The sequence below is a fragment of the Enterococcus sp. 2G9_DIV0600 genome, from assembly GCF_002140615.1.
GTDB classification, from domain to species: domain Bacteria; phylum Bacillota; class Bacilli; order Lactobacillales; family Enterococcaceae; genus Enterococcus_D; species Enterococcus_D innesii.
The window spans coordinates 1350257-1376679 of sequence record NZ_NGLL01000001.1; the positions used below are offsets into that span (position 1 = coordinate 1350257).

The following is a 26423-nucleotide window of genomic DNA, read 5'->3' on the forward strand; positions in this document are numbered from 1 at the left end:
CCAATTGATTCTCAATGTGTTACCCTTTTTATAAGAAAGTTTAGGAGGGGTTATTATGCACTTTTTATGGACATTGATCGTGGGAGCGGTCATCGGGTCGATCGGCGGTGCTATCGCAGGAGAAAAACGCGGTTGCATTTTTGATATCGTCGCAGGACTTGTGGGCGCATCAATCGGACAAGGCTTATTCGGCACTTGGGGACCACAAGTGGCAGGAATGGCAATCGTGCCGGCAATCATTGGCGCAGTTATTTTCGTGGCTGTCGTATCGTTCTTTTTGGGACGGAAAAGATAATTATCAAAGAAGCAATCCATTGACTGGGTTGCTTTTTTTGTGCATTGAAGCTATCTAGAAGAGAATAACGAGAGAGTAAACTAGAGTCTTTTTAAAATACCATTCTTTTCATTCGTATTGTTTGATTTTTTAGAAAACTTTTCGCTTACTTTCCGCTTTTTCTGGAAGTTTGTTATAATACTATCGTATAGAAAAAGAAAGTAGGGAACGATACATGTTAAGAGTCGAAAAATTACGCGAAGCAATGAGAAAAGATTCGATTGATGGGTTCTTGATCACCAGCCCATACAATTTGCGTTACTTGACAAACTTTACTGGTACAACTGGTTTAGCAGTCATTACGTTAGACAAAGCCTTTTTTGTAACAGATTTTCGTTATACAGAACAAGCAGCTGCTCAAGCCCAAGGATTTGAGATCGTAAAAAATAGCGGGCCGATTTTTGAAGAAGTTGCAACCATCTGCCAGAATGAAGAAATCAATGTCTTAGCATTTGAAGAAAGTTTCGTCAGCTTTGCTGAATACTCCGTCTTAGAAGACTTGATCGAGGAATCATCACTAGCCCCTGTATCGGGGATGATCGAGGCTTTGCGGGAAGTCAAAGATGAGGAAGAGATCGCATTGATCCAACAAGCCTGCCATATCGCCGATCAAGGATTTGAACATATTTTGAAAATGATCCGCCCAGGAATGACCGAAATCGAAGTGGCGAATCAGTTGGATTTCTTTATGCGTTCATTAGGTGCCACAAGCGTATCTTTTGAAACGATCGTGGCTAGTGGTCTGCGTTCAGCAATGCCCCATGGAGTTGCCAGTGAAAAAGTGATTGAACAAGGTGATCTGATCACGTTAGACTTTGGCTGTTATTATCAAGGCTATGTGTCTGATATGACTAGAACCTTTGCAGTAGGCGATCCTGGCGATAAATTGAAGGAAATCTATCAAATCGTACTTGAAGCACAAGAAAAAGTCTTGGCAGCAGCAAAACCTGGAATGACCGGAATTGAACTAGATGCGATCGCCCGGGATCACATTGCTTCCTTTGGCTACGGAGATGCCTTTGGTCATTCAACAGGTCATGGGATTGGTTTAGAGATCCACGAAGGACCAAATGTATCCTTCCGCGCTGATAAAGCATTTGTTGTCGGAAACGTCATTACAGATGAACCAGGAATCTATCTTCCAGGAATTGGCGGCGTTCGTATCGAAGATGATCTTTTGATCACCGAAACTGGCAATAAAGTGTTGACACATTCACCGAAAGAATTGATCATTCTCTGATTCATCGACCTTGTTTTTCAGAAAATTCATTGAGAATAGTGGGTTATTATAGATTCTCAGTGCAGAAAATGATAAACTTAGAGCGAGAAGAAACACTGTGCCATGGATGTTATTGATTGAATCAAGCGTTGGTTTGCTTCAAACGGAAAAAACGAGCGGTTTTTTTACAAACAATACGGTACAGCTGTTTAGAATGGAGGCAAAAACGTATGAATGAAGATAAAAACCTTGTATTAAATGCAAGTCCTGAATTAGGCGAGATCGTCATCGCACCAGAAGTGATCGAGATCATTATTGGGATCGCTGCTTCTAAAGTGGAAGGTGTCTATGGGATGCGAGGAACACTGGCAAACAGTGTCACTGAATTATTAGGTCGCGCAGCTCATGGCAAAGGGGTCTACTTAACGATCGATGAAACAGGGATCAAAGTGGACATCTATTGCTATATCACTTATGGGATGTCAGTGCCTAAAGTGGCAATGGAGATCCAAGAACGGGTCAAACAGCAAGTCTTATTTATGACAGATGTACAACTGGCTGAAGTAAATGTTCATGTTGTGGCAGTCGTGCCAGAAAAAGTAGATTTACCAGACATCGAAGAATTATTTGGAAACGATGAGGAAGAAAATGAGTAAAGAATTATCACGGCATGAAATACGGAAAATGGCGTTACAAGCTTTATTTCCACTAGACTTTAATAAAGATTTAACGAAACAAGATGCCATCATGCATGCCATCGAGTTGGAACACCATGAATTGATCGATGAAGAACAAGAGCATTTTGTGCCTGTTTATTTAGATCAATTAGTGGCAGGTGTCTGTCATTACAAAGAAGCCTTGGATGAAGTCATTCAAAATCATTTAAAAGCTGGTTGGAAAATCCAGCGTTTATCAAAAATGGACGTGACGATTTTACGAATTGCTTTGTATGAAATGATCTATGTGGATAATGTGCCGAATCGTGTGGCTTTGAATGAAGCGATCGAGTTAGCGAAAACTTTTAGTGATGATCAGTCCAGAAAGTTTGTCAACGGTATTTTATCGACAGTCAATCAAGAGCTAGAAACAAAAACCAACCAGGTAAGTGAGTAATTTTCAGCCCTAACACGATCGATCAAAAGAGATCAGTTTTTTTCGATCGAGTCAGAAACCGAACGATTTATGAGCAACCGCCTTGTTTTGACGGTCCTGCTTGATCGTTCGGTTTTTTTGCACGCACTTTGTCGGTTTACCCTCGTTTTTTCCGAAAAAAGGGAGCCTTAGACGGTGTTTTTCTTTTCAGAAAATGCTATGATAGAAAACATGAAGAAGCATATCGACAAACGATTGGTGCGTTTCTTTTTACAAAATAAGTCAGTATAATCAGGTTGGAGGAGTTGTCAGAATGGGTACATTAATCAATGGAAAAGAATTGGCTGAAAAAATGCAAGCAGCGTTTCTTTCAGAGACAGCAACACTAAAAGATCAGGGTGTGACACCGGGATTAGTTGTTTTGCTTGTTGGAGAAGACAAAGCGAGTCAGACTTATGTGAAAAATAAAGAACTAGCTGCGGCGAAAATCGGCATCAATTCCCGTGTTGCCCGCTACCCTGAATCCATTACTGAGGCAGAATTATTAGCAGAAATCGAGCAGTTCAATAACGATGATGCCTTTCATGGAATTTTGGTTCAACTTCCTTTGCCAAAACATATCAATGAAGAAAAAGTACTGTTAGCCATCAAACCAGAAAAAGATGTCGACGGCTTTCATCCAATCAATTTAGGAAAATTATTCGCAGGTGTACCTGACCGAATTCCTTGTACCCCTTATGGCATTATGAAAATGTTTGCTGCGTATGGGATCGAATTGGAAGGGAAAAATGCCTTAGTGATCGGTCGCAGCAACATTGTCGGAAAACCAATGGCGCACTTGCTCTTAGGGGCAAATGCCACTGTGACCATCGCTCATTCAAAAACCAAAAATCTGCCTGAGTTAGCGAAGCAAGCGGACATTTTAGTCGTGGCGATCGGCCGCGGTCATTTTGTCACAAAAGACTTCGTAAAAGAAGGGGCCGTGGTGATCGATGTAGGAATGAATCGGGATGCCAATGGCAAGTTGATCGGCGATGTGAAATTTGATGAAGTTGAACCGATCGCTAGCTATATCACTCCGGTACCTAGAGGTGTAGGACCAATGACGATCACGATGTTGATGGCCCAAACGATCGAGGCAGCAAAGGAGACAATGAAAAACTAAATGGCGCAAGAATATTTAACGGTGACTGCATTAACAAAATATATCAAGCGTAAGTTTGACGTCGATCCGTATCTAGAGCGAGTTTATTTGACGGGGGAGATCTCTAATTTTCGTCGTCGCCCCAATCACCAATACTTTAGTTTGAAAGATGATGGTGCAAAGATTTCGACCGTCATGTTCAAAGGCGCTTTTGACAAGCTGCGTTTTCAACCAGAAGAGGGCATGAAAGTCATGGCGGTTGGACGTATCACCTTGTATGAGGCAAGCGGAAATTACCAGATGGTGATCGATCACATGGAACCAGACGGTGTCGGTGCCCTTTATCAAGCTTATGAACAATTAAAGCAGAAATTGGCAGCGGAAGGATTATTTTCTGCACCGAAGCAGTCATTGCCGAAATACCCGAAACGCATCGCAGTCTTGACCAGTCCTAGTGGGGCGGTGATCAGAGATATCATCACGACGACCCAGCGGCGTTATCCCATTGCTCAGATCGTTTTGTACCCAACCGTGGTACAAGGCAACAAAGCCGCGGATGATGTGGTGAAAAATATCCAACGAGTCGAAGCCGATGGGACCTTTGATACTATGATCATCGGACGTGGGGGTGGATCGATCGAAGACCTCTGGCCTTTCAATGAAGAACGAGTGGCAAGAGCCATTTTTGATGCAAGAACCCCCATTATTTCTTCAGTGGGGCATGAAACCGATACGACGATTGCCGATTTAGTGGCGGATGTGCGGGCGGCAACACCGACCGCCGCTGCCGAATTAGCGGTGCCAGTGCTGTCGGAGGAGATTTTGCGGATCGAAGAAAGACAAGCCCGATTAGAGCAAGCATTTATGCACCAGATCCAGTACAAACAAGAACGCTATCAGCGAGTGATTGGATCGTATGTTTTTCGTCAACCAGAGCGCTTGTATGAGGCACAGTCGATCAAACTCGATCAGTTGCAGCAGCGGATGCAGCAAGGCTTACAAACCTTGCTTTATGACAAGGATCGCCATGCACAGCAATTGATTTCACGGTTGGCACAACAACAACCAAAAGCGCGATTACAAGCCAGCAACCAAGAGGTCAGTTATCTTTCCCAACGCTTAACCAAAGCCATGAAAGATATCTATGCAGCAAAAGAAAATCAATTTGCAAATGCAGTCCAATCCCTTGATTTGCTAAGCCCACTAAAAATCATGGGTCGGGGCTACAGCTATACCACGAAAAATGAGCAGGTGATCAAATCGATTGATGCGATCGAGCCAGAAGATCAGTTGACGATCCATTACCAAGATGGCCAAGCACTTGTCGAAGTTATTAGTACAGAAGGAGTTAATCATGGCAAATCCAACATTTGAAGAATCATTACAAGAATTAGAACAAATCGTAACCCGTTTGGAACAAGGCGATGTTCCATTGGAAGAAGCGTTAGATGCTTTTCAAAAAGGCATGGTTTTGAGCAAGCAATGCAAGGATACTTTGAGTAAAGCGGAAAAGTCCTTAACAAAAATGATGACTGAATCCAACGCAGAAGTGCCTTTTGAAGAGGAAAACCAATGAGTGCTTTAACCGAATTCACAAAAGCGCACGCCTCTTTGATTGAAGAAGTCATGGAACGCTTTGTCAAAGAACACACCTCTGATCAACGATTGTTTGAAAGCATGCAGTATTCGATCCAAGCCGGCGGCAAACGCATTCGTCCGCTTTTATTGGCTGCAACAGTCGCCGCTTTTCACAAACCAATCAATACCGCGGTGTACCAGTGTGCGGCAGCCTTAGAAATGGTGCATACCTATTCGCTGATCCATGACGATCTGCCTGCTATGGACAACGATGATCTGCGTCGAGGCAAACCCACCAACCATAAGGTTTTTGGTGAAGCTTTAGCGATTTTAGCTGGAGATGGTCTTTTGACGGCTGCATTTCAATTAGTCGCTATGGCGGAAATCGAAGCCAATCAAAAAGTCTTGCTGCTGCAGCAATTGAGTAAAGCGGCGGGAACACAAGGCATGGTCGCCGGCCAAGCAGCTGATATTCAAGGGGAAAACCAAGCCCTTAGTCTTGAGGAACTGATTTCTGTTCACGAACGGAAAACCGGCGAATTGATTCGCTTTGCGGTGATTGCCGGAGGTGTCCTAGCCGACCAGACGGAAGAAGTTCTGCAAGAATTGGATCGCTTTGCCCAGCATATTGGGTTAGCCTTTCAAATTCGCGATGATCTGTTGGATGCTACTAGCACGACCGAAGAGCTAGGAAAAGTTGTCCGTCGAGATGACGAATTGGCGAAAAGTACCTATCCTGCTTTGCTTGGCTTAGCAGGGGCGCAACAAGCGTTGACAGAAGAATTATCCAAGGCTAAAGAAATTCTGGCGCAATTAAGTCAATACGGTCAATTTACGCCGGATGTTTTATTGGCATTTGTGGAACGATTTGAGATTCGAGGGAACGCATGAAGAAAGAACGAGTAGATGTTTTAGCTGTCCAGCAAGGCCTGTTTGAGACCCGCGAGCAAGCCAAACGAGGAGTGATGGCTGGATTGGTTTACAAAGAAAAAAATAATGAACGACTTGATAAACCGGGAGAAAAAATTGCTGCAGATACACTGTTGCAGATCAAAGGCAAGAAGCTGCCGTATGTTTCACGTGGTGGTCTCAAGTTAGAAAAAGCGCTCAAAGTCTTTGATTTTGACGTAACCGATAAAATCATGTTAGATATCGGCGCTTCCACCGGCGGTTTTACTGATGCAGCGTTGCAAAATGGTGCCAAAAAAAGCTATGCACTGGATGTCGGATACAATCAGTTAGCCTGGAAGCTGCGGCAAGATGAGCGAGTGATCGTAATGGAACGGGTCAACTTCCGTTATGCAAAACCAACTGATTTTTTAGACGGTCTTCCTGATGCCGCTACGATCGATGTTTCTTTTATTTCACTTAAACTGATTTTACCCCCGCTGTATGATATTTTGGTAGCGGGCGGCGAAGTGATGGCGCTAATCAAGCCCCAGTTTGAAGCAGGTAAAGAAGCGGTGGGGAAAAACGGGATCGTACGTGATCCCAAAACCCATGAACGAGTGTTGGAGGAAGTACTCACCTTTGCGCAAGAAACAAAATTTGATGTATTAAATCTAAGTTTTTCACCCATCACTGGCGGCGAAGGGAATATCGAGTTTATCGTACATTTAAAGAAAAGCCTGCAAGAAGGTACCGCAGCAGGGATCGATATCCCGAAAGTTGTTGCATCAGCACATGAGACCTTTCATCAACCAAAATAAAGAATGGAAGAGAGTGGACATTTTACTTGTCGGCTCTCTTTCTTTCTTGCGCAAAATAGGATAAAATTAGTAGGAATTCATTCAGGAGGAACAAGAGATGAGAAAAAAAGAACGGCATCGCTTGATTACGCGATTGTTAAGTGAACAAGATATTCAGAAACAAGAAGATTTTGTGGAGTTGTTAAAAGATCGCGGCGTCTCAGTTACACAAGCAACTATATCAAGAGATATCAAGGAATTGAAGTTAGTGAAAGTTCCTTCCCAAAAAGGCGGCTATCGCTACAGTATCCCACAAGAGACAACGGAAGACGTGAGTGGTAAACTAGATAAAATCCTAAAAACAGCTTTTGTTTCTGTCGATCGAATGGACAAATTTGTGATCCTGCGCACACTGCCCGGCAATGCCTCGGCTTTGGCGAATTTAATCGATAAACGTTATGCCAAGGAATTATTTGGCACGTTAAACGATGATGACAACGTCTTGATGATCACTAGAACAGAAGCAGATACTGAGAACCTATTCAGGGATTTCCAACGTTACGTTTAGAAGAGGAGGCAAGGGATGCTTTTAGAATTGTCGATCCAAAATTTTGCGATTATTTCCAACTTACACTTATCTTTCCATGAGGGAATGACGGCACTGACAGGTGAGACAGGTGCCGGGAAATCAATTATTATCGATGCGATGGGTTTGCTAGCAGGCGGTAGAGGTTCCAGCGACTATTTGCGTCAAGGAGCAGAGAAATGTCGTTTAGAAGGGATCTTCGAATGGCCGAATCAGCAGGAGTTCAAAGAGTTGACCGCAGATTTAGGTATTGATGAAGAAGAAGTTTTGATCGTACAACGAGATATCTCTCAATCAGGGAAAACTATTTGTCGTGTCAATGGTCGAACCGTTACCTTGTCGGTTTTGCGTCAAATCGGTTTATTCTTAGTCGATATCCAAGGACAAAATGAGCATCAAGAGCTGCTGCAACCGGAAAAACATTTGGCATTGATGGATGGATTTGGGGATGATAGCTTTAAAGCGGAACTTGCGGATTACCGTCAAGCCTATCAAAGCTATCGCTCCTTAGAAAAACATGTCCGAACCATTCAGGAAAATGAACAGCTCTATGTGCAACGAATGGACATGCTGCGTTTTCAACAAGAAGAGATCGCCCAAGCCGAATTGATGGAAAATGAAGAAGAACTGCTGATCGACGAACGGGAAAAACTCACGAACTATCAAAAAATCGTGGATGCCTTGGGACAAAGCTATGGTGCTCTATCAGCTGAGGAAGTCAATAGTTTAGATGGGGTCAGTGTGGCATTGTCAGAGATCCAGTCGATCGCCCATCTTGATCCTGCGTATGAAAAAATCAGTGAAGCGATCCAAAGCGCGTATTACTTGTTGCAAGATGCAGCCACCGATATTTCGCGACAAGTCGACAACCTTGAATTAGATGAAGGCCGACTGGAAGAAGTCATTTCGCGGCTGGAAACGATTCGTCAATTGAAGCGCAAATACGGGGAGTCGATTCCTGTGATCCTAGCTTATTATGATGAGATCAGCAAAGAAATCAGCGAATCAGCCTATACGGAAGGTCAGTTGGAGCAATTAGAAGAAGAGCTTGCCCAAAAAGCTGAAGCTGTTTGGCAGTTGGCGGAAGCCTTGCACGTCAAACGACGTGAATTGGCTCATCGTTTAGAAAAAGAAATCGTTCAAGAGTTAAAAGAGCTGTATATGGAACACGCGCAGTTTGAAGTACGGTTCGCACCTGGCTCAAAACAATTGAGTAGCAGCGGCTTTGATACTGTGGAGTTTTATCTGACTACCAACCCCGGTGAAGGCATGAAGCCGTTAGTGCGGGTTGCTTCTGGGGGAGAACTTTCACGGATCTTACTGGCTCTCAAATCAATTTTCTCTCGGAAACAAGGAATCACCAGCATTGTCTTTGATGAAGTGGATACTGGGGTCAGTGGCCGAGTAGCTCAGGCGATCGCCGAAAAAATCGCCAAGATTGCAGCCAATTCGCAAGTTTTGTGTATCACTCACTTGCCGCAAGTAGCTGCTGTAGCGGATAATCAATATTTTATTGAAAAAGCAATTCAAGAAGGACGGACGGAAACCCATGTCCGTAAACTATCTAAAGAAGAACGAGTGGCAGAGATTGCCCGTATGCTCTCAGGTGCAGAAATCACCGATTTAACGATCGAACATGCACGAGAACTATTGGCACTGGCACACCGATAAAAATTGGGAAACATTCGTAAAAAGAGTCAGGAGATGATGGACCCGCAAGTTTCGTCCGTCATCCTTTCCTGATCTTCTTTTTTGCAGGAGGATATGATGAGAAAAAGAACAAAAGTTTTGATCGGTGTATTGATCACCGTTGTTATTTTAACTATTGCCGGTTGGGTCGGTTGGCAACAACTGCATTACCCAGCAGTGGATGCTGCAGTTACAGCTGCGAAAGAAGCAGAAGATGAGGGGAATGTCCTTTATTTTGCTGGAGATAAAGAAAAGCCATTGGTTATTTTCTATCCCGGTGCTCTTGTCGATGCGGAAAGCTATAGTGTATGGGCAGCAGGTTTAGCGGAAAAAGGCTATCCTGTCGCAATCGTTAAAATGCCCTTTAACATGGCTGTTTTAGCAGGCAATCGTGCAAAAGCGGTTTTGAAAGAAATTCCCCATGACTCCTATGTGATAGGTGGTCATTCATTAGGTGGCGTCATGGCAAGCCGTTTTGCAGCGAATCAGTTGGCCGCAAATGACAAGGATTTAAAAGGGGTCTTTTTCTTTGCAAGTTATCCCGATGAAAAAGGTTCGTTAGCTGATCAATCGATTTCTGTGTTGTCACTATCAGGTAGTCAAGATCAAGTAGTAAATCAAGAAAATTGGCAAGCCGCCCGCAGCTTCTTACCAGATTCGACCATCTTCGAAACAATTGAAGGCGGCAATCATGCTGGCTTTGGTACTTATGGGTTACAAAAAGGAGAAGCAGCTGCTGATTTATCAAATGAAGCACAGCAAAAAGCCATCATTGAGCAGATGGCAGCATGGTTAAGTGAATTAGAGTAAAAAAGACGGCAGAAGATGCATAGAAATGCTTCTTTCTGCCGTTTCGATTCAACAGACATTTTGGGGAAATGTTGATGAAATCGTGAAAACGCTGAACATAACAACATATTGTACTTGATTGGGGAAGCAAGATTAATAATTATGTTCTTTTAAAATACGTTTCCTCTCACAGTATAGCATAGTACACGTTCATGATGCACGTAATTTAATTAAGAAATCCTGTCATTTTATTTACAAAACAGTTATTTTTTAAAAGAAAAAAAGTGTTTTAAATAAACTGACAATCGTAGTCCCAGAAAAAAAAGCAAATAATAATTTTCATTGATTTCAACTAATGGTAAAATGAAAATAATTGATTTTTACAATCAATGACTTTCGAAAGTACAAGGAGCGTTATGATGAAAAAATTAAAACTTCTAAGTCCTATCATCGGATTGGTTATTTTACTCTCAGGATGTGCAAGCTGGGCAGATCGAGGAGAATCGATCACAGCAGTCGGGTCTTCTGCCTTGCAGCCACTCGTAGAAACAGTTGCGGAAGAATTTCAAAATTCAAATCCGGGACGGTTCATTAATGTCCAGGGGGGCGGAAGCGGAACCGGATTAAGTCAAGTCCAAGCAGGCGCAGTCGATATCGGGAATTCTGATTTGTTTGCAGAAGAAAAGCCGGGAATCGATGCGGATGCCCTCGTTGACCACCGGGTCGCAACGGTGGGTATCACACCGATCGTTAACAAAGGGGTCGGGATCACAGATATTTCTACAGAAGATTTAAAAAATATCTTCCTAGGAAAGATCACCAATTGGAGCGAAGTCGGTGGCAATGATCTACCCATTGTTTTATTGAACCGGGCGACCGGTAGTGGTACGAGAAGCACGTTTGAAAAATGGATCATGGATGGTGAAACAGCAATTCCTTCCCAAGAGCAAGATTCTAGTGGGATGGTTCGCTCGATCGTTTCTGATACACCAGGGGCTATTAGCTACGTTGCATTTTCTTATGTGACCGATGAAGTCAATGTCCTTTCAATTGATGGTGTTGAACCTACGATTGAAAATGTGACGACGAATGATTGGAAAGTTTGGGCGTATGAGCATATGTATACAAAAGGAGAACCAACCGGATTAACTGCAGAGTTTTTAGAATATATGCTTTCTGACGAAGTCCAAGAGCATATCGTTGGCGATCTAGGCTATATTCCAATCTCGATCATGCAGGTGGAAAGAGACTGGGAAGGCAACATTGTCGAATAATCTTTACACAAAATTTACACAAGCTTTAACAGAAATTGATGTTGAACCGATAAACTAATGGTTATGAGTTTAGTTTGATTTTTGAGGAGGAACCCTCGTGGAAAATGTAAAAGAAGTGTTAACAAAAAAATCTAAGCGCGCAAGAATGGAGCAAAGAGGAAAGCTGGTCAGCTTTCTATGTATCGCGTTGATTGTATTGGTTGTGATCTCCATTTTTTATTTCGTTGCTAGCCGAGGATTAGCGACATTCTTTGTAGACAAAGTCAATGTGTTTGACTTTTTGTTTGGTACCCAATGGAATCCAAGTGCTGTTGGTCCTGATGGCCAACCTTTAGTTGGTGCTTTACCGATGATTCTTGGCTCGTTCTTCGTAACGTTCCTATCAGCAATCGTTGCAACACCTTTTGCCATTGGTGCAGCCGTCTTTATGGTAGAAATCTCACCTCGTAATGGAGAGAAGATCTTGCAGCCGGTCATCGAACTTTTAGTCGGTATCCCTTCAGTTGTTTATGGTTTCATCGGTTTGTCTGTCGTTGTACCAGCAGTCCGCTCCGTTTTTGGCGGTACTGGTTTTGGAATCTTGGCAGGGACGTTTGTCCTGTTTATCATGATCTTACCGACAGTGACTACGATGACGGTCGACGCTTTGCGGGCAGTTCCACGGCATTATCGTGAAGCTTCGTTAGCTTTAGGTGCAACGCGCTGGCAAACGATTTACAAAGTGGTTTTACGAGCAGCTGTTCCTGGTATTTTAACAGCGGTTGTTTTTGGAATGGCGCGGGCGTTTGGGGAAGCATTGGCAATCCAAATGGTTATCGGTAATGCGGCATTGATGCCAACTAGCTTAGTGACACCAGCTTCAACATTGACTTCTATCCTAACGATGGGTATCGGAAATACGATCATGGGGACAGTCCAAAATAATGTCTTGTGGTCATTAGCCTTGATCTTGTTATTGATGTCCTTACTGTTTAACATTGTGATTCGCTTTATTGGGAAGAAAGGAGCCTTGAAATAATGAATGCGAAACGTTCAGATAAAATTGCTACCGGCGTCTTGTATGCCGTTGCTGGCATCATTGTATTGATTTTGGCTTCCTTATTACTGTACATTTTGGTTCGGGGGGTTCCCCATATCAATTGGGAGTTTCTGACTTCTTCTTCAAAAGCGTACCAAGAAGGTGGCGGGATCGGCATCCAATTGTTCAATTCCCTTTACTTGCTTTTAGTAACAATGATCATTAGCTTCCCTATTTCTTTAGGAGCGGGGATCTACTTATCCGAATATGCAAAGAAAAACTGGTTGACGGATATCATTCGGACATCAATCGAAATCTTGAGTTCACTGCCTTCTGTGGTTGTCGGTCTCTTTGGTTTCTTAGTCTTCGTTATCCAGTTTGGTTATGGCTTTTCGATCATTTCAGGTGCTTTGGCATTGACTTTCTTTAATTTGCCACTATTGACGAGAAATGTGGAAGAATCTCTACAAGCGATTCATTACACGCAGCGTGAAGCGGGCTTGTCTTTAGGCTTATCACGTTGGGAAACTGTCACACGTATTATTGTTCCAGAAGCAACACCAGGGATTTTGACTGGGGTCATTCTAAGTTCTGGTCGGATTTTTGGTGAAGCGGCAGCGCTGATCTACACTGCAGGACAAAGTGCACCGGCCCTTGATTTTACAAACTGGAATCCATTGAGTGTTTCCAGCCCGATCGGTCTTTTCCGACAAGCGGAGACGCTAGCAGTCCATATTTGGAAAATCAATACAGAAGGTACGATGCCTGATGGCGCGCAAGTTTCAGCCGGGGCTTCGGCGGTATTGATCATTGCCGTCTTGCTATTTAACTTTGGCGCCCGTGCAGCTGGCAAACGGTTGTACAAGAAAATGACGTCAGCATAAGGAGAATGACAGTATGAACGATTACAATTGGGACGATCGAAATATCATTACCTTCGATAAACCAGAAGATGTGGCGCTTTATACCACTGACTTGCATGTATGGTATGGATCAAATGAAGCCATCAAAGGCATTGATCTACAATTTGAAAAAAACAAAATCACCGCATTGATCGGGCCTTCCGGTTGCGGAAAATCAACGTATCTGCGTTCTTTGAATCGAATGAATGACGGGATCGCAAACACGAGAGTCACAGGAAACATCATGTATAAGGGAGTCGACGTGAACACAAAAGAAGTCGATGTCTTCGAAATGCGCAAGCGGATCGGCATGGTTTTCCAACGACCAAATCCTTTCAGTAAATCGATCTATGACAATATTGCCTTTGCTTTACGTCGTCATGGAGAAAGAAACAAAAAGAAATTGGATGAAGCAGTCGAAACCAGCTTGAAACAAGCGGCTCTTTGGGATCAAGTAAAAGACAGTTTAGACAAAAGTGCTTTGGCATTATCTGGTGGGCAGCAGCAACGTCTGTGTATCGCTCGAGCAATTGCGATGAAACCAGATATCTTGCTTCTAGATGAACCGGCCAGCGCCCTTGATCCAATCTCAACAGGGACAGTGGAAGAAACCCTCATCAACTTGAAAAACGACTATTCAATCATCATCGTGACCCACAACATGCAGCAAGCTGCTCGGATCAGCGATTATACTGCCTTTTTCTACTTAGGAAATGCGATCGAGTACGATGAGACCCGTAAGATATTTACTCGTCCAAAAATTAAAGCAACAGAAGATTACGTATCCGGTCATTTTGGCTGAGCCGATTCGATCAGTAAACGGAGGCAAAACAATGGCAGAAGAAATTATTACATCGAAAGATCTGCATTTATACTACGGAAAAAAAGAAGCATTAAAAGGAATCGACCTTTCCATCAAACAAGGCGAGATTACTGCGATGATCGGACCTTCAGGTTGTGGGAAATCGACCTACTTGCGTTCTCTTAATCGAATGAATGATTTGATCCCTGGTGTGACAATTACAGGAAGTGTTGTCTATAAAGGGAAAGACATTTATAGTCCGAAGCAAGACATCGTTGATTTGCGTAAAGAAATCGGGATGGTTTTTCAACAACCGAATCCATTTCCCTTTTCAATTTACGAAAATGTGATTTATGGGTTAAAATTAAAAGGAGTCACCGACAAAGCGATTCTTGATAAAACAGTGGAAGAAAGCCTGAAAGCAGCGTCTGTCTGGGAAGATGTCAAAGATAAGCTTCACCAAAGTGCGCTATCTTTATCCGGTGGACAACAGCAGCGGGTATGTATCGCTCGGGTATTGGCTGTCGATCCAGAAATCATTTTGCTGGATGAACCAACCAGTGCGTTAGACCCAATTTCATCTGGGAAAATCGAGAATACCCTTTTGGCACTGAAAGAACGCTATACCATGATCATCGTGACTCACAACATGTCACAAGCTTCAAGAATCTCAGATAAAACCGCGTTCTTTTTGGACGGCAACTTGATCGAGTTCAATGACACGAAAAAAGTGTTCCTAAGTCCAAGCAAAAAAGAAACAGAAGATTATATCTCAGGAAGATTTGGTTAGGAGGAAAAGGGATGTTGCGTACACAATTTGAAGAAGAATTATTAAATCTACACAATCAATTTTATGAAATGGGGATGCTAGTCAGCAGTGCCATTCATAAATCTGTGCGAGCATATGTCAGACATGACAAAGAAATTGCGCAGGAAGTAATTGAAAATGATTTGGCGATCAACAATATGGAAGTTCGTTTGGAGAAAAAGAGCTTTGAAATGATTGCTTTGCAACAACCAGTAACCACCGATCTACGAATGATCATTACTGTAATGAAAGCCAGCTCTGACTTGGAACGAATGGGGGACCATGCAGTATCAATCGCGAAGTCAACGATTCGGGTCAAAGGTGAAACACGGATCGCCGAAATCGAAAAAGAAATTTCTGATATGTCGGATTATGTCAAGAAAATGGTCGATAATGTTTTAGTTGCCTATGTAAAAACCGACCAAGAAGATGCCCGTATGATCGCCCAAATGGATGATCGGGTCAATGAGTATTACAAAGATATCTATTACAAAACGATCGAGAGTATGAAAGAAAATCCGGAAACCGTTGTTAGTGGAACCGACTATTTATCTGTTGCTCAGTACCTAGAACGTATCGGTGACTACGTAACGAATATTTGTGAGTGGATCGTGTATCTTGCTACTGGGAAAATCAGTGAATTGAATACCAACCGTACGGAAATGATCTAAGAAACCAGCTTAGATTCTTGATCACTTATCTCTTTTATTAGAGATGGGACGGACCGTCGAAAGAAGTTGACCTTCGGGAAACAACTTCTCTCGGCGGTCTTTTTGATGTGAAGCAAGTGCTACGGATGATTATGATTCATTGAAAAGGATCGTTAGTTTTTTACTAAGAGATACAGAAGTAAGCATGCTTTTGACCTTCCATGCATTGAAAAGTCGATTATTGATTGATTCGCGGCCAACAGCGGAAAAAACGGTTGTGAATGACCTCGAAAATCCTTCACAGTAGCAGTTTTATTCCTCAGAGTTGTTACTAGCTGAAACTTTTGTTTCCAATGGTTTTTCGTGGTACTGTTAAGATAAGGAAGATCGTTTTCTGCCTAAAGTAATCAAGAAGAAGTGCCGGTTCTGCTTGCCAATCTGCAGATTGAGAAAAACTTGGTACTTAAGACCTATGACACTTTCGCAAAAACAAGGCATAATAGGTTCGTAAGCTAAACTTGCAATCACACATTTGCTGAAGGAGGCAATTTCCATGAACGAAAGAGAACGTATATTGGATCTAGTAAAAAAAGGTGTGCTTTCTACAGAAGAAGCCTTAGATTTACTAGAAGGTATGGCAAAAGCCAAAGACGAAAAACAAATTAACAAAGCTGCTGCTGAGGTAACCGCGGATAAGAATGCGACAAGCCCATTTGATGATACTGAAAATAACGATGAGATGTTCACGTTTGACGGCGAAGAAAAGCTTCGTCAAAACGAAGCGCAAGACAAAGAAAATCTTGAAAAGATTCTCGATGGCTTAGCAACAGAAGCCAACCAAGCATCTGCTGAGTTGGACGAAATCAATGCTGAAATTCTTGGTGTTAAAGAAGAATTAAAAGAAGCACAAGAAACACTGATGCAATTGAACACCAAAGAAGAATTGGATCAATTGTCAGAAGATGAATTGGCAACACGTCATGAAACAGAAGCGACCATTACTGGCTTAGAAGAAACCTTAGATGGTTTAACCGAAGAAAAAGCAGAATTGGAAGCTAAACTAAAAAATATTCGTAAAGACCAATGGTCTCAAACGAAAGAGAAAATCTCTCAAAAATTAGATATTCCAGAAGATTGGAAAGAACAAGCGACCGATACTATCAATCAAGTAAGTGAAAAAATGGTCGATGCCAGCACACACTTCGGACACTTCTTGAAGAAAACGGTTCGGGCAGTGACAGAGTCAGTCAATGACAACATGGAATGGAAAGACATCAACTTAAAAGTTCCCGGTGTTGCAGCGACAAAATTTGAGCATACATTCAGCTATGACGAAACGGCAGCGACATTGATCGATGTGAAATTAGCAAACGGCAATGTTTCCTTCCAATTATGGGATGAACCGGGTGTCAAAGTAGATGCCAAAATCAAACTATATGGTAAAATGGATGCGGCGGAGCCTTTCGATGCTTTTGAAGCTAGAAGCCAAATCAATGTTGATGATGAACGCATCTCTTTCCAAATTCCCAACAAACGCATTCGTGCCGATCTCGTTTTCTACTTGCCAAAACGTACCTATGATCATGTGGCAGTAAAACTATTGAACGGCAATGTTACATTCAATGAATTAGATGCGAAAGATGTCTATACAAAGTCAACAAACGGCAATATCGATTTCCGCAAAGTAAATGCATCGATGTTAGAGATTGAAGGCGTGAATGGAACGATCACTGTTCAAGATGGTGAGATTTTAGATGCCATCATCGAAACGGTGAACGGCGACGTTACGTTGACAGCAACGCCACAAAATACCGGCATTTCTTTAGTTAACGGTAATATCCGTGTGACCTATAAAGAAGAAACGGTCCAAAAATTAAACGCCAGTTCTGTAAATGGGAATGTCAAAGTAGCATTACCGACAGGAATCGGTTTTGAAGGGATCGCCAAAACAAGTTTAGGTAGCATCAACAATCGTTTAAGCGAGATGGAAGTTGTGCGTGAGAAAAAAGAACGCCTAAACCAACTATTGCAATTCCGTCGGGTTGCCGATAAAGTCGCTCAAATCGATCTATCCACAACAACAGGAAATGTCTTTATCAAAGATACAGACAAATAAGAATCGCTGGGTTTACACTCATTAAAGAAAAGAAGGAAGGTGTAGATAAATGAACAAAAAATTAACAAAATCAGCCAATAACGTTGTCATTACAGGTACTCTAGGGGGTCTGGCAGAATACTTGCGAATCGATCCAACCATCGTTCGCGTGATCTATGTCTTTCTATCTTTAGTGACTGCTGGGTTCCCTGGAATCACTTTATATATCATCATGGCGGTCTTGATTCCTTCAGGACGCAAGAGCACCTCAGGATATGGCCACGACAATCACTACTACAAACAAAACAAATACAATGAAGCAAATCGTCCCCGTAAAGAAGCGGAAAAGGTGGAGGATGAGGACTGGAGTGACTTCTAGTGTCTTATTTTCAACGGCTTATCATGAATACACTGACGTTTGTCACATTGGCGGTTCTATTACCAAATATGATCCACGTTCAAAGCATTATGACTGCAGTGATCGCCAGTTTCGTACTGTCGATCCTGAATGCTTTGATTAAACCAATTCTGATCGTCATTTCATTTCCATTGACTTTACTGACGCTTGGTTTCTTCACTTTTGTGATCAATGCGCTCATGCTGAATTTGACTTCATATTTTGTTGGGTCAGCCAACTTTGGCTTCTCCTCGTTTGGGGCTGCGCTATTAGTGGCACTGATCATGTCAGTAGTCAATATGATCGTGACCGAACACCACATCGAAAAATATTCACGTTAAAAAGACGTTTCACGTTTTCTCCACTAACTATGAAGCTAGTGGAGAAACGGAAACGTCTTTTTTTAGTTTAACTGTTCTTCTTTGATGGCTGCCAGGTACGTATCTACTGCCTGTAACGTTTCATCAAGTGCTCCTTTTTCAAAAGGTGATCGCAAATGAGCAAGAGCCAGGATCTCAAGAAATGTTTTCGTGCCGCCGACTTCGCAAATGGCCAAATAATCTTGCCAAGCGGTTTCGTCTTTTGCCACGATGAATCGATACCAAAATTGGAATGCACACACTTGCGCCAATGTATAATCGATATAATAGAAAGGTGATTCAAAAATATGCCCTTGTCTAAACCAATACAAGCCACGATCAAGGTCTGGATACTCTGAATAATCCCGTTCTGGACAGTATTGGCGTTCTAATTCCCGCCAACGGGCTTTGCGCTGTGATGGTGTCCATTCAGGATGCTCATAAACGTCTTGTTGGAAGTGATCCACTAAAACGCCATAAGGCAGAAATTGCAGGCTGCTAGCAAGATGCGCAAATTTGTATTTTTCTGTTTCTTCTTCAAAAAAGGCGTCCATCCATGGCCAAGCGATAAACTCCATCGACATTGAATGTATCTCGCAAGATTCATAATTTGGAAACAAAATTTCCGGTTCTTTGATCCAACGAGAGCGAAAGGCTTGAAAGGCGTGGCCAGCTTCGTGAGTCAAAACATCGACATCACCCGAAGTGCCGTTAAAGTTGGCAAAGATAAATGGCGATTGATAGTCTTGGATAAAGGTACAGTAGCCGCCAGATTGTTTGCCTTTTTTACTTAGTAGATCAAGTAGGTCATGCTCGACCATAAAATCAAAAAATTTGCCAGTTTCAGGGGATAGTTCCTGATACATCACACGGGCTTTTTCCACTAGTTCTTCAGGAGTTCCTTTAGGCTCTGCGTTGCCACTAGGATAAACAAGCGGCAGGTCGGTAAAGGTTGCCTGAGTCAATTGATTACGCTGCGCCTGTCTTTGGTATAGTTTTTGGGTGATTGGGACGACTTTTTCCAAAATTTCCCGACGATAGGTTTCGATCATTGAACGATCATAGTCCCAACGATTCATTTGGGTATCCGCAAAGGCAACGTAATTTTCAAAGCCGAGCTTGCGGGCGATCTCGGTACGAACCTTGACCATCTCGTCATAAATTTGATCAAAACGGTCTTCATTTTCCGTGAAGAAAGCCGTTTGTTTTTCAAACGCTTCTTTTCGAACGCCGCGATCTTTGTTTTCGGTAAATGGTCGCAGTTGTGCGAGGGTATAGGTTTCTCCTTGGAAGTCGATTTGCGCAGAAGCGACCAATTTGCTGTAATCGGAAGCCAATTGGTTTTCTTTTTGAAACAATTCGATCAAGGCCTCATCAAAAAGCTTCACGCGGCTTTCGGCAAACAAGAAAAGTGTTTCTGGATATTCGGCTTTTAATTCATCTAAGACCGGTGAAGCCAGGAGTGCTTGATAGAATTGAAAATCCAGAGCTTCAAAATGAGGCTGGTATTCATTCCAAAAGGTGTCTTCTGCTTCATAAAAGGCATCGTTCGTATCGATCGAATAGCGGATTGAAGCCAAGTTCATTGCTGTATCGATCGTTCCTCTTAGTTCGTTCAAAGCATCAAGGGCTTGCTTCGCCTCCGAGAAGGTATCGGCTGACTGAAGGTTTGTCAATGCTTTTTTGAATGTTTCTTGATAGACTGGAAAATCAGGGCGTTGATACGTGTATGCTGAAAATTTCATTAAAAATCCCTCCTTAGTAAAATAATAACACAAACGAAAAAGAATGAGGACTTCTATTGGCGAAGGTAGTAACTTTACTGATAGAATGATAAAATAGAACCAGAGTGTCGTTTACAAGAAGCAGCGACAAGAATCATTGAGAAAAGAGGGAAAACCTATGGCAGAAACCGTCAAAGTCAGCGAGCTGGCGGAGGCTTTAAATTTAGAGATAGTGGAAGGAACTGAAAACAGTTTAGAAAGAGAAATCATTACCGGCGATATTTCCCGACCTGGTTTGGAATTGACGGGTTATTTTAATTACTATTCCCATGATCGTCTGCAATTATTCGGCAGCAAAGAGATCACCTTTGCGGAACGAATGATGCCAGAAGAACGCTTGATGGTGATGCGCAAAATGTGTGCCGATGATACACCGGGATTTATTGTTTCTCGCGGCTTGGAAGTACCAGCGGAAATGATTCAAGCTTGCAAAGAACATGAGATCACGATTCTACGTTCGCCCATCTCAACCTCACGTCTGCAAGGAGAGCTGTCTAGTTTTCTCGATGGGCGTTTAGCAACAAGAACCAGTGTTCATGGGGTATTAGTGGATGTCTATGGCTTAGGCGTTTTGATCCAAGGCGATAGCGGAATTGGGAAAAGCGAAACAGCATTAGAGTTGATCAAACGTGGGCATCGGTTGATTGCTGACGACCGTGTGGATGTGTATAAGCAAGATGAATTGACTTTGGTGGGGGAACCGCCGAAAATCTTGCAACACTTGATCGAGATCCGCGGGATCGGGATCATCGATGTCATGAATCTTTTTGGTGCCAGTGCCGTACGAGGATATATGCAGGTTCAAGTAGCGGTGTATTTAGAAGCTTGGGCGAAAGACAAAAAGTATGATCGACTAGGAACCGATGATACGACGGTTGAAATTGGTGGCGTCGATGTACCACAAATCAAAATCCCGGTAAAAACGGGTCGAAATGTTGCGATTATTATCGAAGTTGCTGCCATGAATTTCCGGGCGAAAACGATGGGCTACGATGCAACGAAGACCTTTGAAAATCGATTGACGCAATTGATCGAAGAAAATTCTGGAAACTAGAGAGGATAAGATAGATGTTAGGTTTAGTAAATCGAGTCGCATTTGAACTATTTGGTTTGCCGATTTATTGGTATGCGATCATTATCGTATCAGGCGTGATCATTGCTATGTGGTTAAGTACGAGAGAAGCGGTTCGTGTCGGGCTCAAGCCAGATGATGTGACTGATTTTATGTTGATTGGATTGCCAGTATCGATCATTGGTGCGCGGCTTTATTATATTCTATTTGACTTGCAATACTACATTGATGACCCAAGTCAAATTTTTAATATTCGCTCTGGTGGGATCGCCATCTACGGCGCTTTGATCGCCGGGGGGATCTGGCTGTACTTTTTCTGCCAACGAAATTTTATTTCTCCCTGGACCTTCTTAGACATCGCCGCACCAAGTGTCTTATTGGCACAAGGAATCGGGCGTTGGGGCAACTTTATGAACCATGAAGCATTTGGAGCTGAAGTCAGCCGCTCCTTCTTAGAAAGTTTGTATATACCGAAATTTATTATCGATAATATGTATATCGATGAAGCGTATCGGCAGCCGACCTTTCTTTATGAATCGGTTTGGAACGTGATTGGATTTATCGTTTTGATCTTCTTGCGTAAGAAAACTGGGTTATTAAAAGAAGGCGAAGTCTTCTTAAGCTACTTGATTTGGTATGGATTCGGACGCTTCTTTATTGAAGGAATGCGCACCGATAGTTTATACTTATTTGGGGATATCCGTGTGTCACAAGCACTTTCCGCTTTATTGTTCTTCGGAGCGATCGGACTATTGATCTGGCGCCGGAAAAACCAAACCTTAAAAGACTACAACCGTAGCTTTGGCAAAAACCAAACGATTATCTAAACAGTTATTTTATTGAAATTATGGTAAAATGATAAAGTGCATGAATTTGCGAAAAGGATAGAGGAGGTTTCCATAGTGAAACAGAAAATCGCCGTATTAGGTCCCGGATCATGGGGGACTGCTTTGGCACAAGTCTTGTCCGAAAATGGACATGAAGTGACTATTTGGGGGAACAATCCCGCCCAAATCGATGAAATCAATACGTATCATACCAATCGGCATTATTTGCCTGATTTGAAATTACCTGAAAATATCTTAGGCTGCAAAAATCTAGAAGAGGCGATCCAAGGAGCAGATGCTGTCTTGTTTGTGGTACCAACCAAAGCGATTCGTGCCGTGGCACAAGAGTTCGCTGAAAAGACAACCGGCAAACCAGTTATCATCCATGCCTCAAAAGGATTAGAACAAGGCAGCCATAAACGAATCTCAGAAGTACTTGCTGAAGAGATCCCAGCTGATAAACGCCAAGAAATCGTTGTCCTGTCAGGACCATCACATGCTGAAGAAGTCGCTGTCCATGATATCACCACGATCACGGCAGCTTCAGAAAATGAAACGGCTGCTAAATATGTACAAGAGCTGTTTATGAATGATTACTTTAGAATCTATACCAATAACGATGTGATCGGTGTCGAAACTGGCGCCGCTTTGAAAAACATCATCGCTATTGGTGCCGGTGCGATTGCTGGACTGGGCTTTGGGGATGATGCGAAGGCTGCGATCATGACCCGTGGGTTAGCAGAAATCAGTCGTCTTGGTGTGGCAATGGGTGCCAATCCTTTAACCTTTATCGGATTGAGTGGGGTTGGCGATTTGATCGTTACGTGTACCAGTGTCCATTCGCGGAATTGGCGTGCCGGAAATCTATTAGGAAAAGGCCATAGCTTAGATGAAGTGTTAGACAATATGGGGATGATCGTTGAAGGAGTTTCAACCACTAAAGCTGCTCGCGAATTAGCAGAAGCTTTGTCGGTGGAAATGCCAATCACAGAAACGATTTATTCGGTCTTGTATGAAGGCAAAGACATCAAGCAAGCGGCGAAAGATATTATGCTGCGAGACGGCAAAGAAGAAAACGAATTTACGGTAGATCAATCATTATGATTAAAGGAGCGAGTCACATGAATGTCAAAAAAGCAGTTATCCCAGCAGCCGGTCTAGGTACCCGATTTTTACCAGCTACAAAGGCAATGGCAAAGGAAATGTTGCCGATCGTTGACAAACCAACGATCCAGTTTATCGTGGAAGAAGCTTTACAATCAGGAATCGAAGATATTTTGATCGTAACAGGGAAAGCAAAGCGTCCGATCGAAGACCATTTCGATGCCAATTTAGAATTAGAGATGAATCTAAAAGAAAAAGGCAAGACTGAGCTTTTGAAATTAGTTGAAGAAACAACGGACGTAAATCTTCATTTCATTCGTCAGTCCCATCCGAAAGGACTAGGTCATGCGGTTTTACAAGCCCGTGCGTTTGTTGGCAACGAACCATTTGTAGTCATGCTAGGTGATGACCTGATGGAAGATGAAGTGCCATTGACGAAACAGCTGATCGATAATTATGAAAAAACGCATGCCTCAACGATCGCTGTCATGGATGTTCCTCATGAAGATACATCAAAATACGGAATCATTGATCCTGGTATGGAAGTTGAAAAAGGCTTGTTCAATGTCAAAAACTTTGTTGAAAAACCAGCGCCAGAAAATGCGCCAAGTGATTTAGCAATTATTGGCCGCTACTTGCTGACCCCTGAAATTTTTGATATTTTAGCCAATCAGGAACCTGGTGCTGGCGGCGAGATCCAATTGACGGATGCCATCGACACATTAAACAAAACCCAACGCGTGTTTGCTCATCAATTTACCGGCAAGCGTTACGATGTAGGAGACAAATTCGGTTTCTTAAAAACAAGTATTGAGTATGGTCTAGTGCACCCTGAAGTCAAAGACAACCTGAAAGAGTATTTGATTGAGTTAGGAAAAGAACTAGCTCCAGCTCAAAAAGAAGTCAAAGAAGCACCGAAAGCGTCAAAAAAATAACACAAACTCCTAAACAAGGCAATTTCTGATGAAATTGCTTTGTTTTTTTATTATTTCCTGTTGAAAGCGGATAATTTTCTTAAAAATGCAGTCTTTTATTTGTAGAAAGTGCAGTGAAATGCTATTCTTAATATAAGTAAATGGGGAAAGGAGCCATTCTATGTCAGGAGGAGAACTAGCTGCATTAATTGCTGCGATCGCATTTGTCGTACTGGTTATTTTCGTCGTTCGTTTGTTGATGCAAGTCAGCAAGACAATGACAAAAGTCGACAAAACGGTTGAAGAGGCAAACACAACCATCCGTGTCATTACCAAAGATGTTGATATTCTTTCAAAAGAGGTTGAAGGTCTATTGGTAAAAACGAATGAGCTTTTACAAGATGTGAACGGAAAAGTCGCAACCATCGATCCTTTGTTCACAGCAGTCGCAGATCTAAGTACCAGTGTTTCAGAATTAAATGTTTCTGGAAAAAATTTAATTACGCGTGTGGGTAGTCTTGGCCGGACGACTGCCAAAGCAACGGTAGCTGGAAAAGTCGGTCAAACAGCCATGAAATTTTTCAAAGACAAAAATAACCAAAAATAAAAGGAGGACTTTCAATGAGTAAAAAAGGCGGATTTTTATTAGGAGCAATTATCGGAGGAACTGCGGCAGCAGCAGCAGCACTTTTGTTGGCGCCAGAATCTGGTAAAACATTAAGAAATAAATTAGCAAAACAAGCAGACGATTTATTAGATAAAGCATCTGATTATGGTGATTTAGCCAAAGAAAGAAGTACGGATCTTGTTGATATCGCTAAAGATAAAGCAGCAAAATTAAGCGAGCAAGCATCTGATTTTACCGGTTCTTTAACAGCGAAAGTTGATGACTTAAAAGAAACAGCAGCTGGTTCTTCAGAAGAAACTATTGAAGAATTAAAGAAACAAGCAGGGGATCTATCAGAACGCTTCAAAAAATCGGCGAGCGATGTAAAAGAAACAGCCAAAGATGCCAAAGAAGATGCAGATGATACAGTCCAAGATATCATCATTGATGCAAAATCTTCTGCAGCAGATATGAAACAAACTGTCAAAGAAGGGGCAGAAGAAGCTAAACCTGTTGTCGAAGAAGCCAAAAAAGATGGTCAAGCAGCAGCAGCTGATTTGAAAAAAGAAGCTGGAAAAGCAGCAGATGATGCCAAAAAAACAGCGAAAGCAGAAACAAAAGCAGCCAAAGCTGACTTGGAAGATGCGAAAGAAGAATTAAAAGACACATTAGAAAAAAACAACCCAGAAGCATAAGTAAGGATAAAACTTGATTGCTTTAAAAGATAAAAACGTTCGCCAGTTAAATCGGCGAACGTTTTTTTGTGATTTCAGTAGTTATTCGTTTGATGCTTGGGCGATTTCCCAATCGCAAAGTTGATAGAGCCAATCCTGCAGTTGACTGAATGAAAAACCAATTTCCTCAGCGAGCGCCATATTGATCGAATAAGCAGGTGTACCATTGTAAGGGCCTTGATCGCCTGTTTCTGAAAAGAGCGGGGAAAGACCGGTTTTTTTCGATACGTATTGCAGTACTTCTTCTAAAGAGATCGTACCTTTTGACGCACCATTGATGGGTCCGGTGAATGAGCTAGTACCTAGAAACGCTAAAAATTTACCAGCTTCTTGGGCATCCACAAAGCCCATTTGATGCGTTAGATTATCGACAGCCATTGGCTTTTGCTTTATCAGATGGTCAATGTAAAAGGTAAAACGTTTTGTGTAATCATCTGCACCAATCACATAAGGAAAGCGGACAAAAACGGAGGGGATCTGACTGTATTTTTGGGTTAGAATTTCTTCCACGGTTCGCTTGCCTTCAGCATAATTGACTTCCTCAGAGCTGACCAATCTGAAGGGTTCTTCAGCTGGGTCAAAATCCGTTTCTTTCAAATCCAAGTGTAATTCATGGTACGTAGACATTGAGCTAGTAACGATGTAGCGCTTCGGTGTGACATGACGCAGTAGGATCTCAATGTCGTTGGAAGTATAAGCAATATTGTCGTAAATAATATCATAGGTTTCTTTTGTTAATGCCGTTTTGATACTTTCTTCCTCCGTACGGTCGAAGATGATTCTGTTGACTTGATCGCCAAAGGAATCTTTCGTGTTCCCTCGGGTAGCGATCGTCACGTCCAATCCTTGATCAATTAGTGATTGGACCAAATATTTACCGAAAAAACGCGTGCCGCCTAAAACCAACACTTTTTTACTCATAAGAACACTCCTTTTCATGTAATTTCAACATGTTGC

General features: G+C 42.4%; 29 protein-coding genes. 27 read left to right on the forward strand and 2 right to left on the reverse strand.

Annotation, left to right across the window (positions count from 1 at the left end; translation table 11 throughout):
- The first annotated feature begins 55 nt into the window (after positions 1–55).
- From A5870_RS06450 to A5870_RS06555, 21 genes are all read left to right on the forward strand, one after another.
- Positions 56–295 (forward strand): GlsB/YeaQ/YmgE family stress response membrane protein, encoded by a 240-nt coding sequence (locus A5870_RS06450; RefSeq protein WP_005225767.1) that lies wholly within the window; start codon positions 56–58, stop codon positions 293–295.
- A 214-nt stretch (positions 296–509) separates the two neighbouring features.
- Positions 510–1574: a M24 family metallopeptidase gene (locus A5870_RS06460; RefSeq protein WP_086292167.1), complete on the forward strand. Its 1065-nt coding sequence runs from the start codon at positions 510–512 to the stop codon at positions 1572–1574.
- Between the two features lie 209 nt (positions 1575–1783).
- Positions 1784–2209: an Asp23/Gls24 family envelope stress response protein gene (locus A5870_RS06465; RefSeq protein ID WP_005225770.1), complete on the forward strand. Its 426-nt coding sequence runs from the start codon at positions 1784–1786 to the stop codon at positions 2207–2209.
- Positions 2202–2666, forward strand: a complete 465-nt coding sequence (gene nusB / locus A5870_RS06470) for a transcription antitermination factor NusB (protein WP_034858046.1) — start codon at positions 2202–2204, stop codon at positions 2664–2666. Before A5870_RS06465 ends, nusB begins: the two co-directional genes overlap by 8 nt.
- A gap of 292 nt (positions 2667–2958) precedes the next feature.
- Complete coding sequence (locus A5870_RS06475; RefSeq protein WP_086292168.1) at positions 2959–3810, forward strand: bifunctional methylenetetrahydrofolate dehydrogenase/methenyltetrahydrofolate cyclohydrolase; 852 nt, start codon at positions 2959–2961, stop codon at positions 3808–3810.
- Positions 3811–5163 carry an exodeoxyribonuclease VII large subunit gene (xseA, locus tag A5870_RS06480; RefSeq protein ID WP_086292169.1) on the forward strand — a complete coding sequence of 451 codons (1353 nt, stop codon included), beginning with the start codon at positions 3811–3813 and terminating at the stop codon, positions 5161–5163.
- Positions 5144–5365, forward strand: a complete 222-nt coding sequence (locus A5870_RS06485) for an exodeoxyribonuclease VII small subunit (RefSeq protein ID WP_086292170.1) — start codon at positions 5144–5146, stop codon at positions 5363–5365. Before xseA ends, A5870_RS06485 begins: the two co-directional genes overlap by 20 nt.
- Complete coding sequence (locus tag A5870_RS06490; protein WP_086292171.1) at positions 5362–6258, forward strand: polyprenyl synthetase family protein; 897 nt, start codon at positions 5362–5364, stop codon at positions 6256–6258. The genes A5870_RS06485 and A5870_RS06490 overlap by 4 nt, the downstream gene beginning before the upstream one ends.
- Positions 6255–7076, forward strand: a complete 822-nt coding sequence (locus A5870_RS06495) for a TlyA family RNA methyltransferase (RefSeq protein ID WP_086292172.1) — start codon at positions 6255–6257, stop codon at positions 7074–7076. Before A5870_RS06490 ends, A5870_RS06495 begins: the two co-directional genes overlap by 4 nt.
- A gap of 97 nt (positions 7077–7173) precedes the next feature.
- The gene (gene argR, locus A5870_RS06500; RefSeq protein WP_005235362.1) at positions 7174–7623 is read left to right on the forward strand and encodes an arginine repressor; all 450 of its coding nucleotides are present in this window, start codon (positions 7174–7176) and stop codon (positions 7621–7623) included.
- 15 nt (positions 7624–7638) lie between these two features.
- Complete coding sequence (gene recN / locus A5870_RS06505; protein WP_077454327.1) at positions 7639–9312, forward strand: DNA repair protein RecN; 1674 nt, start codon at positions 7639–7641, stop codon at positions 9310–9312.
- A 96-nt stretch (positions 9313–9408) separates the two neighbouring features.
- On the forward strand, positions 9409–10140 hold the full coding sequence (locus A5870_RS06510; protein ID WP_170924018.1) for an alpha/beta hydrolase: 732 nt from the start codon (positions 9409–9411) through the stop codon (positions 10138–10140).
- Positions 10141–10538: 398 nt separating this feature from the next.
- Positions 10539–11393 (forward strand): phosphate ABC transporter substrate-binding protein PstS, encoded by an 855-nt coding sequence (locus A5870_RS06515; RefSeq protein WP_086292174.1) that lies wholly within the window; start codon positions 10539–10541, stop codon positions 11391–11393.
- Between the two features lie 97 nt (positions 11394–11490).
- Entirely contained in the window at positions 11491–12411 is a 921-nt protein-coding gene (gene pstC / locus A5870_RS06520; RefSeq protein ID WP_077454324.1) for a phosphate ABC transporter permease subunit PstC, read from the forward strand.
- A complete protein-coding gene (pstA, locus tag A5870_RS06525; RefSeq protein WP_077454323.1) occupies positions 12411–13295 on the forward strand; it encodes a phosphate ABC transporter permease PstA in 885 nt (294 codons plus the stop codon). The genes pstC and pstA overlap by 1 nt, the downstream gene beginning before the upstream one ends.
- Positions 13296–13308: 13 nt before the next feature.
- Positions 13309–14115: a phosphate ABC transporter ATP-binding protein PstB gene (gene pstB / locus A5870_RS06530; RefSeq protein ID WP_005225783.1), complete on the forward strand. Its 807-nt coding sequence runs from the start codon at positions 13309–13311 to the stop codon at positions 14113–14115.
- Positions 14116–14146: 31 nt separating this feature from the next.
- Positions 14147–14905, forward strand: a complete 759-nt coding sequence (pstB, locus tag A5870_RS06535; RefSeq protein ID WP_077454322.1) for a phosphate ABC transporter ATP-binding protein PstB — start codon at positions 14147–14149, stop codon at positions 14903–14905.
- 11 nt (positions 14906–14916) lie between these two features.
- On the forward strand, positions 14917–15594 hold the full coding sequence (gene phoU / locus A5870_RS06540) for a phosphate signaling complex protein PhoU (protein ID WP_010748004.1): 678 nt from the start codon (positions 14917–14919) through the stop codon (positions 15592–15594).
- A gap of 532 nt (positions 15595–16126) precedes the next feature.
- Complete coding sequence (liaX, locus tag A5870_RS06545) at positions 16127–17689, forward strand: daptomycin-sensing surface protein LiaX (RefSeq protein WP_086292175.1); 1563 nt, start codon at positions 16127–16129, stop codon at positions 17687–17689.
- Positions 17690–17738: 49 nt separating this feature from the next.
- Complete coding sequence (locus A5870_RS06550; protein WP_005225787.1) at positions 17739–18047, forward strand: PspC domain-containing protein; 309 nt, start codon at positions 17739–17741, stop codon at positions 18045–18047.
- On the forward strand, positions 18047–18406 hold the full coding sequence (locus tag A5870_RS06555; RefSeq protein ID WP_086292176.1) for a phage holin family protein: 360 nt from the start codon (positions 18047–18049) through the stop codon (positions 18404–18406). Before A5870_RS06550 ends, A5870_RS06555 begins: the two co-directional genes overlap by 1 nt.
- Before the next feature lie 62 nt (positions 18407–18468).
- On the opposite strand, the gene A5870_RS06560 is transcribed toward A5870_RS06555, so the two are convergent.
- Positions 18469–20169, reverse strand: a complete 1701-nt coding sequence (locus tag A5870_RS06560) for a M3 family oligoendopeptidase (RefSeq protein WP_086292177.1) — start codon at positions 20167–20169, stop codon at positions 18469–18471.
- Between the two features lie 157 nt (positions 20170–20326).
- Here A5870_RS06560 and hprK point away from each other — a divergent pair, with 157 nt between their 5' ends.
- The 6 genes from hprK (at position 20327) to A5870_RS06590 (ending at position 25427) form a co-directional block, all read left to right on the forward strand.
- Positions 20327–21262 carry an HPr(Ser) kinase/phosphatase gene (gene hprK / locus A5870_RS06565; protein WP_005235388.1) on the forward strand — a complete coding sequence of 312 codons (936 nt, stop codon included), beginning with the start codon at positions 20327–20329 and terminating at the stop codon, positions 21260–21262.
- A 14-nt stretch (positions 21263–21276) separates the two neighbouring features.
- The gene (lgt, locus tag A5870_RS06570; protein WP_005235390.1) at positions 21277–22107 is read left to right on the forward strand and encodes a prolipoprotein diacylglyceryl transferase; all 831 of its coding nucleotides are present in this window, start codon (positions 21277–21279) and stop codon (positions 22105–22107) included.
- A 75-nt stretch (positions 22108–22182) separates the two neighbouring features.
- On the forward strand, positions 22183–23211 hold the full coding sequence (locus A5870_RS06575; protein WP_081118074.1) for an NAD(P)H-dependent glycerol-3-phosphate dehydrogenase: 1029 nt from the start codon (positions 22183–22185) through the stop codon (positions 23209–23211).
- A gap of 17 nt (positions 23212–23228) precedes the next feature.
- Entirely contained in the window at positions 23229–24146 is a 918-nt protein-coding gene (gene galU / locus A5870_RS06580) for a UTP--glucose-1-phosphate uridylyltransferase GalU (protein ID WP_086292178.1), read from the forward strand.
- A 160-nt stretch (positions 24147–24306) separates the two neighbouring features.
- A complete protein-coding gene (locus A5870_RS06585) occupies positions 24307–24732 on the forward strand; it encodes a DUF948 domain-containing protein (RefSeq protein WP_005235398.1) in 426 nt (141 codons plus the stop codon).
- A gap of 14 nt (positions 24733–24746) precedes the next feature.
- Positions 24747–25427 carry a YtxH domain-containing protein gene (locus tag A5870_RS06590; protein ID WP_086292179.1) on the forward strand — a complete coding sequence of 227 codons (681 nt, stop codon included), beginning with the start codon at positions 24747–24749 and terminating at the stop codon, positions 25425–25427.
- 81 nt (positions 25428–25508) lie between these two features.
- Here the strand turns inward: A5870_RS06590 and A5870_RS06595 are convergent, their stop codons facing one another.
- Positions 25509–26387 (reverse strand): NAD-dependent epimerase/dehydratase family protein, encoded by an 879-nt coding sequence (locus A5870_RS06595; protein ID WP_086292180.1) that lies wholly within the window; start codon positions 26385–26387, stop codon positions 25509–25511.
- Between the last annotated feature and the right edge of the window lie 36 nt (positions 26388–26423).

Bases quoted from the DNA above. Each gene is read 5' to 3' on its own strand.
- A5870_RS06450 (WP_005225767.1), top strand. From the start codon at position 56: ATGCACTTTTTATGGACATTGATCGTGGGAGCGGTCATCGGGTCGATC.
- A5870_RS06460 (WP_086292167.1), top strand. From the start codon at position 510: ATGTTAAGAGTCGAAAAATTACGCGAAGCAATGAGAAAAGATTCGATT.
- A5870_RS06465 (WP_005225770.1), top strand. From the start codon at position 1,784: ATGAATGAAGATAAAAACCTTGTATTAAATGCAAGTCCTGAATTAGGC.
- nusB (WP_034858046.1), top strand. From the start codon at position 2,202: ATGAGTAAAGAATTATCACGGCATGAAATACGGAAAATGGCGTTACAA.
- A5870_RS06475 (WP_086292168.1), top strand. From the start codon at position 2,959: ATGGGTACATTAATCAATGGAAAAGAATTGGCTGAAAAAATGCAAGCA.
- xseA (WP_086292169.1), top strand. From the start codon at position 3,811: ATGGCGCAAGAATATTTAACGGTGACTGCATTAACAAAATATATCAAG.
- A5870_RS06485 (WP_086292170.1), top strand. From the start codon at position 5,144: ATGGCAAATCCAACATTTGAAGAATCATTACAAGAATTAGAACAAATC.
- A5870_RS06490 (WP_086292171.1), top strand. From the start codon at position 5,362: ATGAGTGCTTTAACCGAATTCACAAAAGCGCACGCCTCTTTGATTGAA.
- A5870_RS06495 (WP_086292172.1), top strand. From the start codon at position 6,255: ATGAAGAAAGAACGAGTAGATGTTTTAGCTGTCCAGCAAGGCCTGTTT.
- argR (WP_005235362.1), top strand. From the start codon at position 7,174: ATGAGAAAAAAAGAACGGCATCGCTTGATTACGCGATTGTTAAGTGAA.
- recN (WP_077454327.1), top strand. From the start codon at position 7,639: ATGCTTTTAGAATTGTCGATCCAAAATTTTGCGATTATTTCCAACTTA.
- A5870_RS06510 (WP_170924018.1), top strand. From the start codon at position 9,409: ATGAGAAAAAGAACAAAAGTTTTGATCGGTGTATTGATCACCGTTGTT.
- A5870_RS06515 (WP_086292174.1), top strand. From the start codon at position 10,539: ATGAAAAAATTAAAACTTCTAAGTCCTATCATCGGATTGGTTATTTTA.
- pstA (WP_077454323.1), top strand. From the start codon at position 12,411: ATGAATGCGAAACGTTCAGATAAAATTGCTACCGGCGTCTTGTATGCC.
- pstB (WP_005225783.1), top strand. From the start codon at position 13,309: ATGAACGATTACAATTGGGACGATCGAAATATCATTACCTTCGATAAA.
- pstB (WP_077454322.1), top strand. From the start codon at position 14,147: ATGGCAGAAGAAATTATTACATCGAAAGATCTGCATTTATACTACGGA.
- phoU (WP_010748004.1), top strand. From the start codon at position 14,917: ATGTTGCGTACACAATTTGAAGAAGAATTATTAAATCTACACAATCAA.
- liaX (WP_086292175.1), top strand. From the start codon at position 16,127: ATGAACGAAAGAGAACGTATATTGGATCTAGTAAAAAAAGGTGTGCTT.
- A5870_RS06550 (WP_005225787.1), top strand. From the start codon at position 17,739: ATGAACAAAAAATTAACAAAATCAGCCAATAACGTTGTCATTACAGGT.
- A5870_RS06560 (WP_086292177.1), bottom strand. From the start codon at position 20,169: ATGAAATTTTCAGCATACACGTATCAACGCCCTGATTTTCCAGTCTAT.
- hprK (WP_005235388.1), top strand. From the start codon at position 20,327: ATGGCAGAAACCGTCAAAGTCAGCGAGCTGGCGGAGGCTTTAAATTTA.
- lgt (WP_005235390.1), top strand. From the start codon at position 21,277: ATGTTAGGTTTAGTAAATCGAGTCGCATTTGAACTATTTGGTTTGCCG.
- galU (WP_086292178.1), top strand. From the start codon at position 23,229: ATGAATGTCAAAAAAGCAGTTATCCCAGCAGCCGGTCTAGGTACCCGA.
- A5870_RS06585 (WP_005235398.1), top strand. From the start codon at position 24,307: ATGTCAGGAGGAGAACTAGCTGCATTAATTGCTGCGATCGCATTTGTC.
- A5870_RS06590 (WP_086292179.1), top strand. From the start codon at position 24,747: ATGAGTAAAAAAGGCGGATTTTTATTAGGAGCAATTATCGGAGGAACT.
- A5870_RS06595 (WP_086292180.1), bottom strand. From the start codon at position 26,387: ATGAGTAAAAAAGTGTTGGTTTTAGGCGGCACGCGTTTTTTCGGTAAA.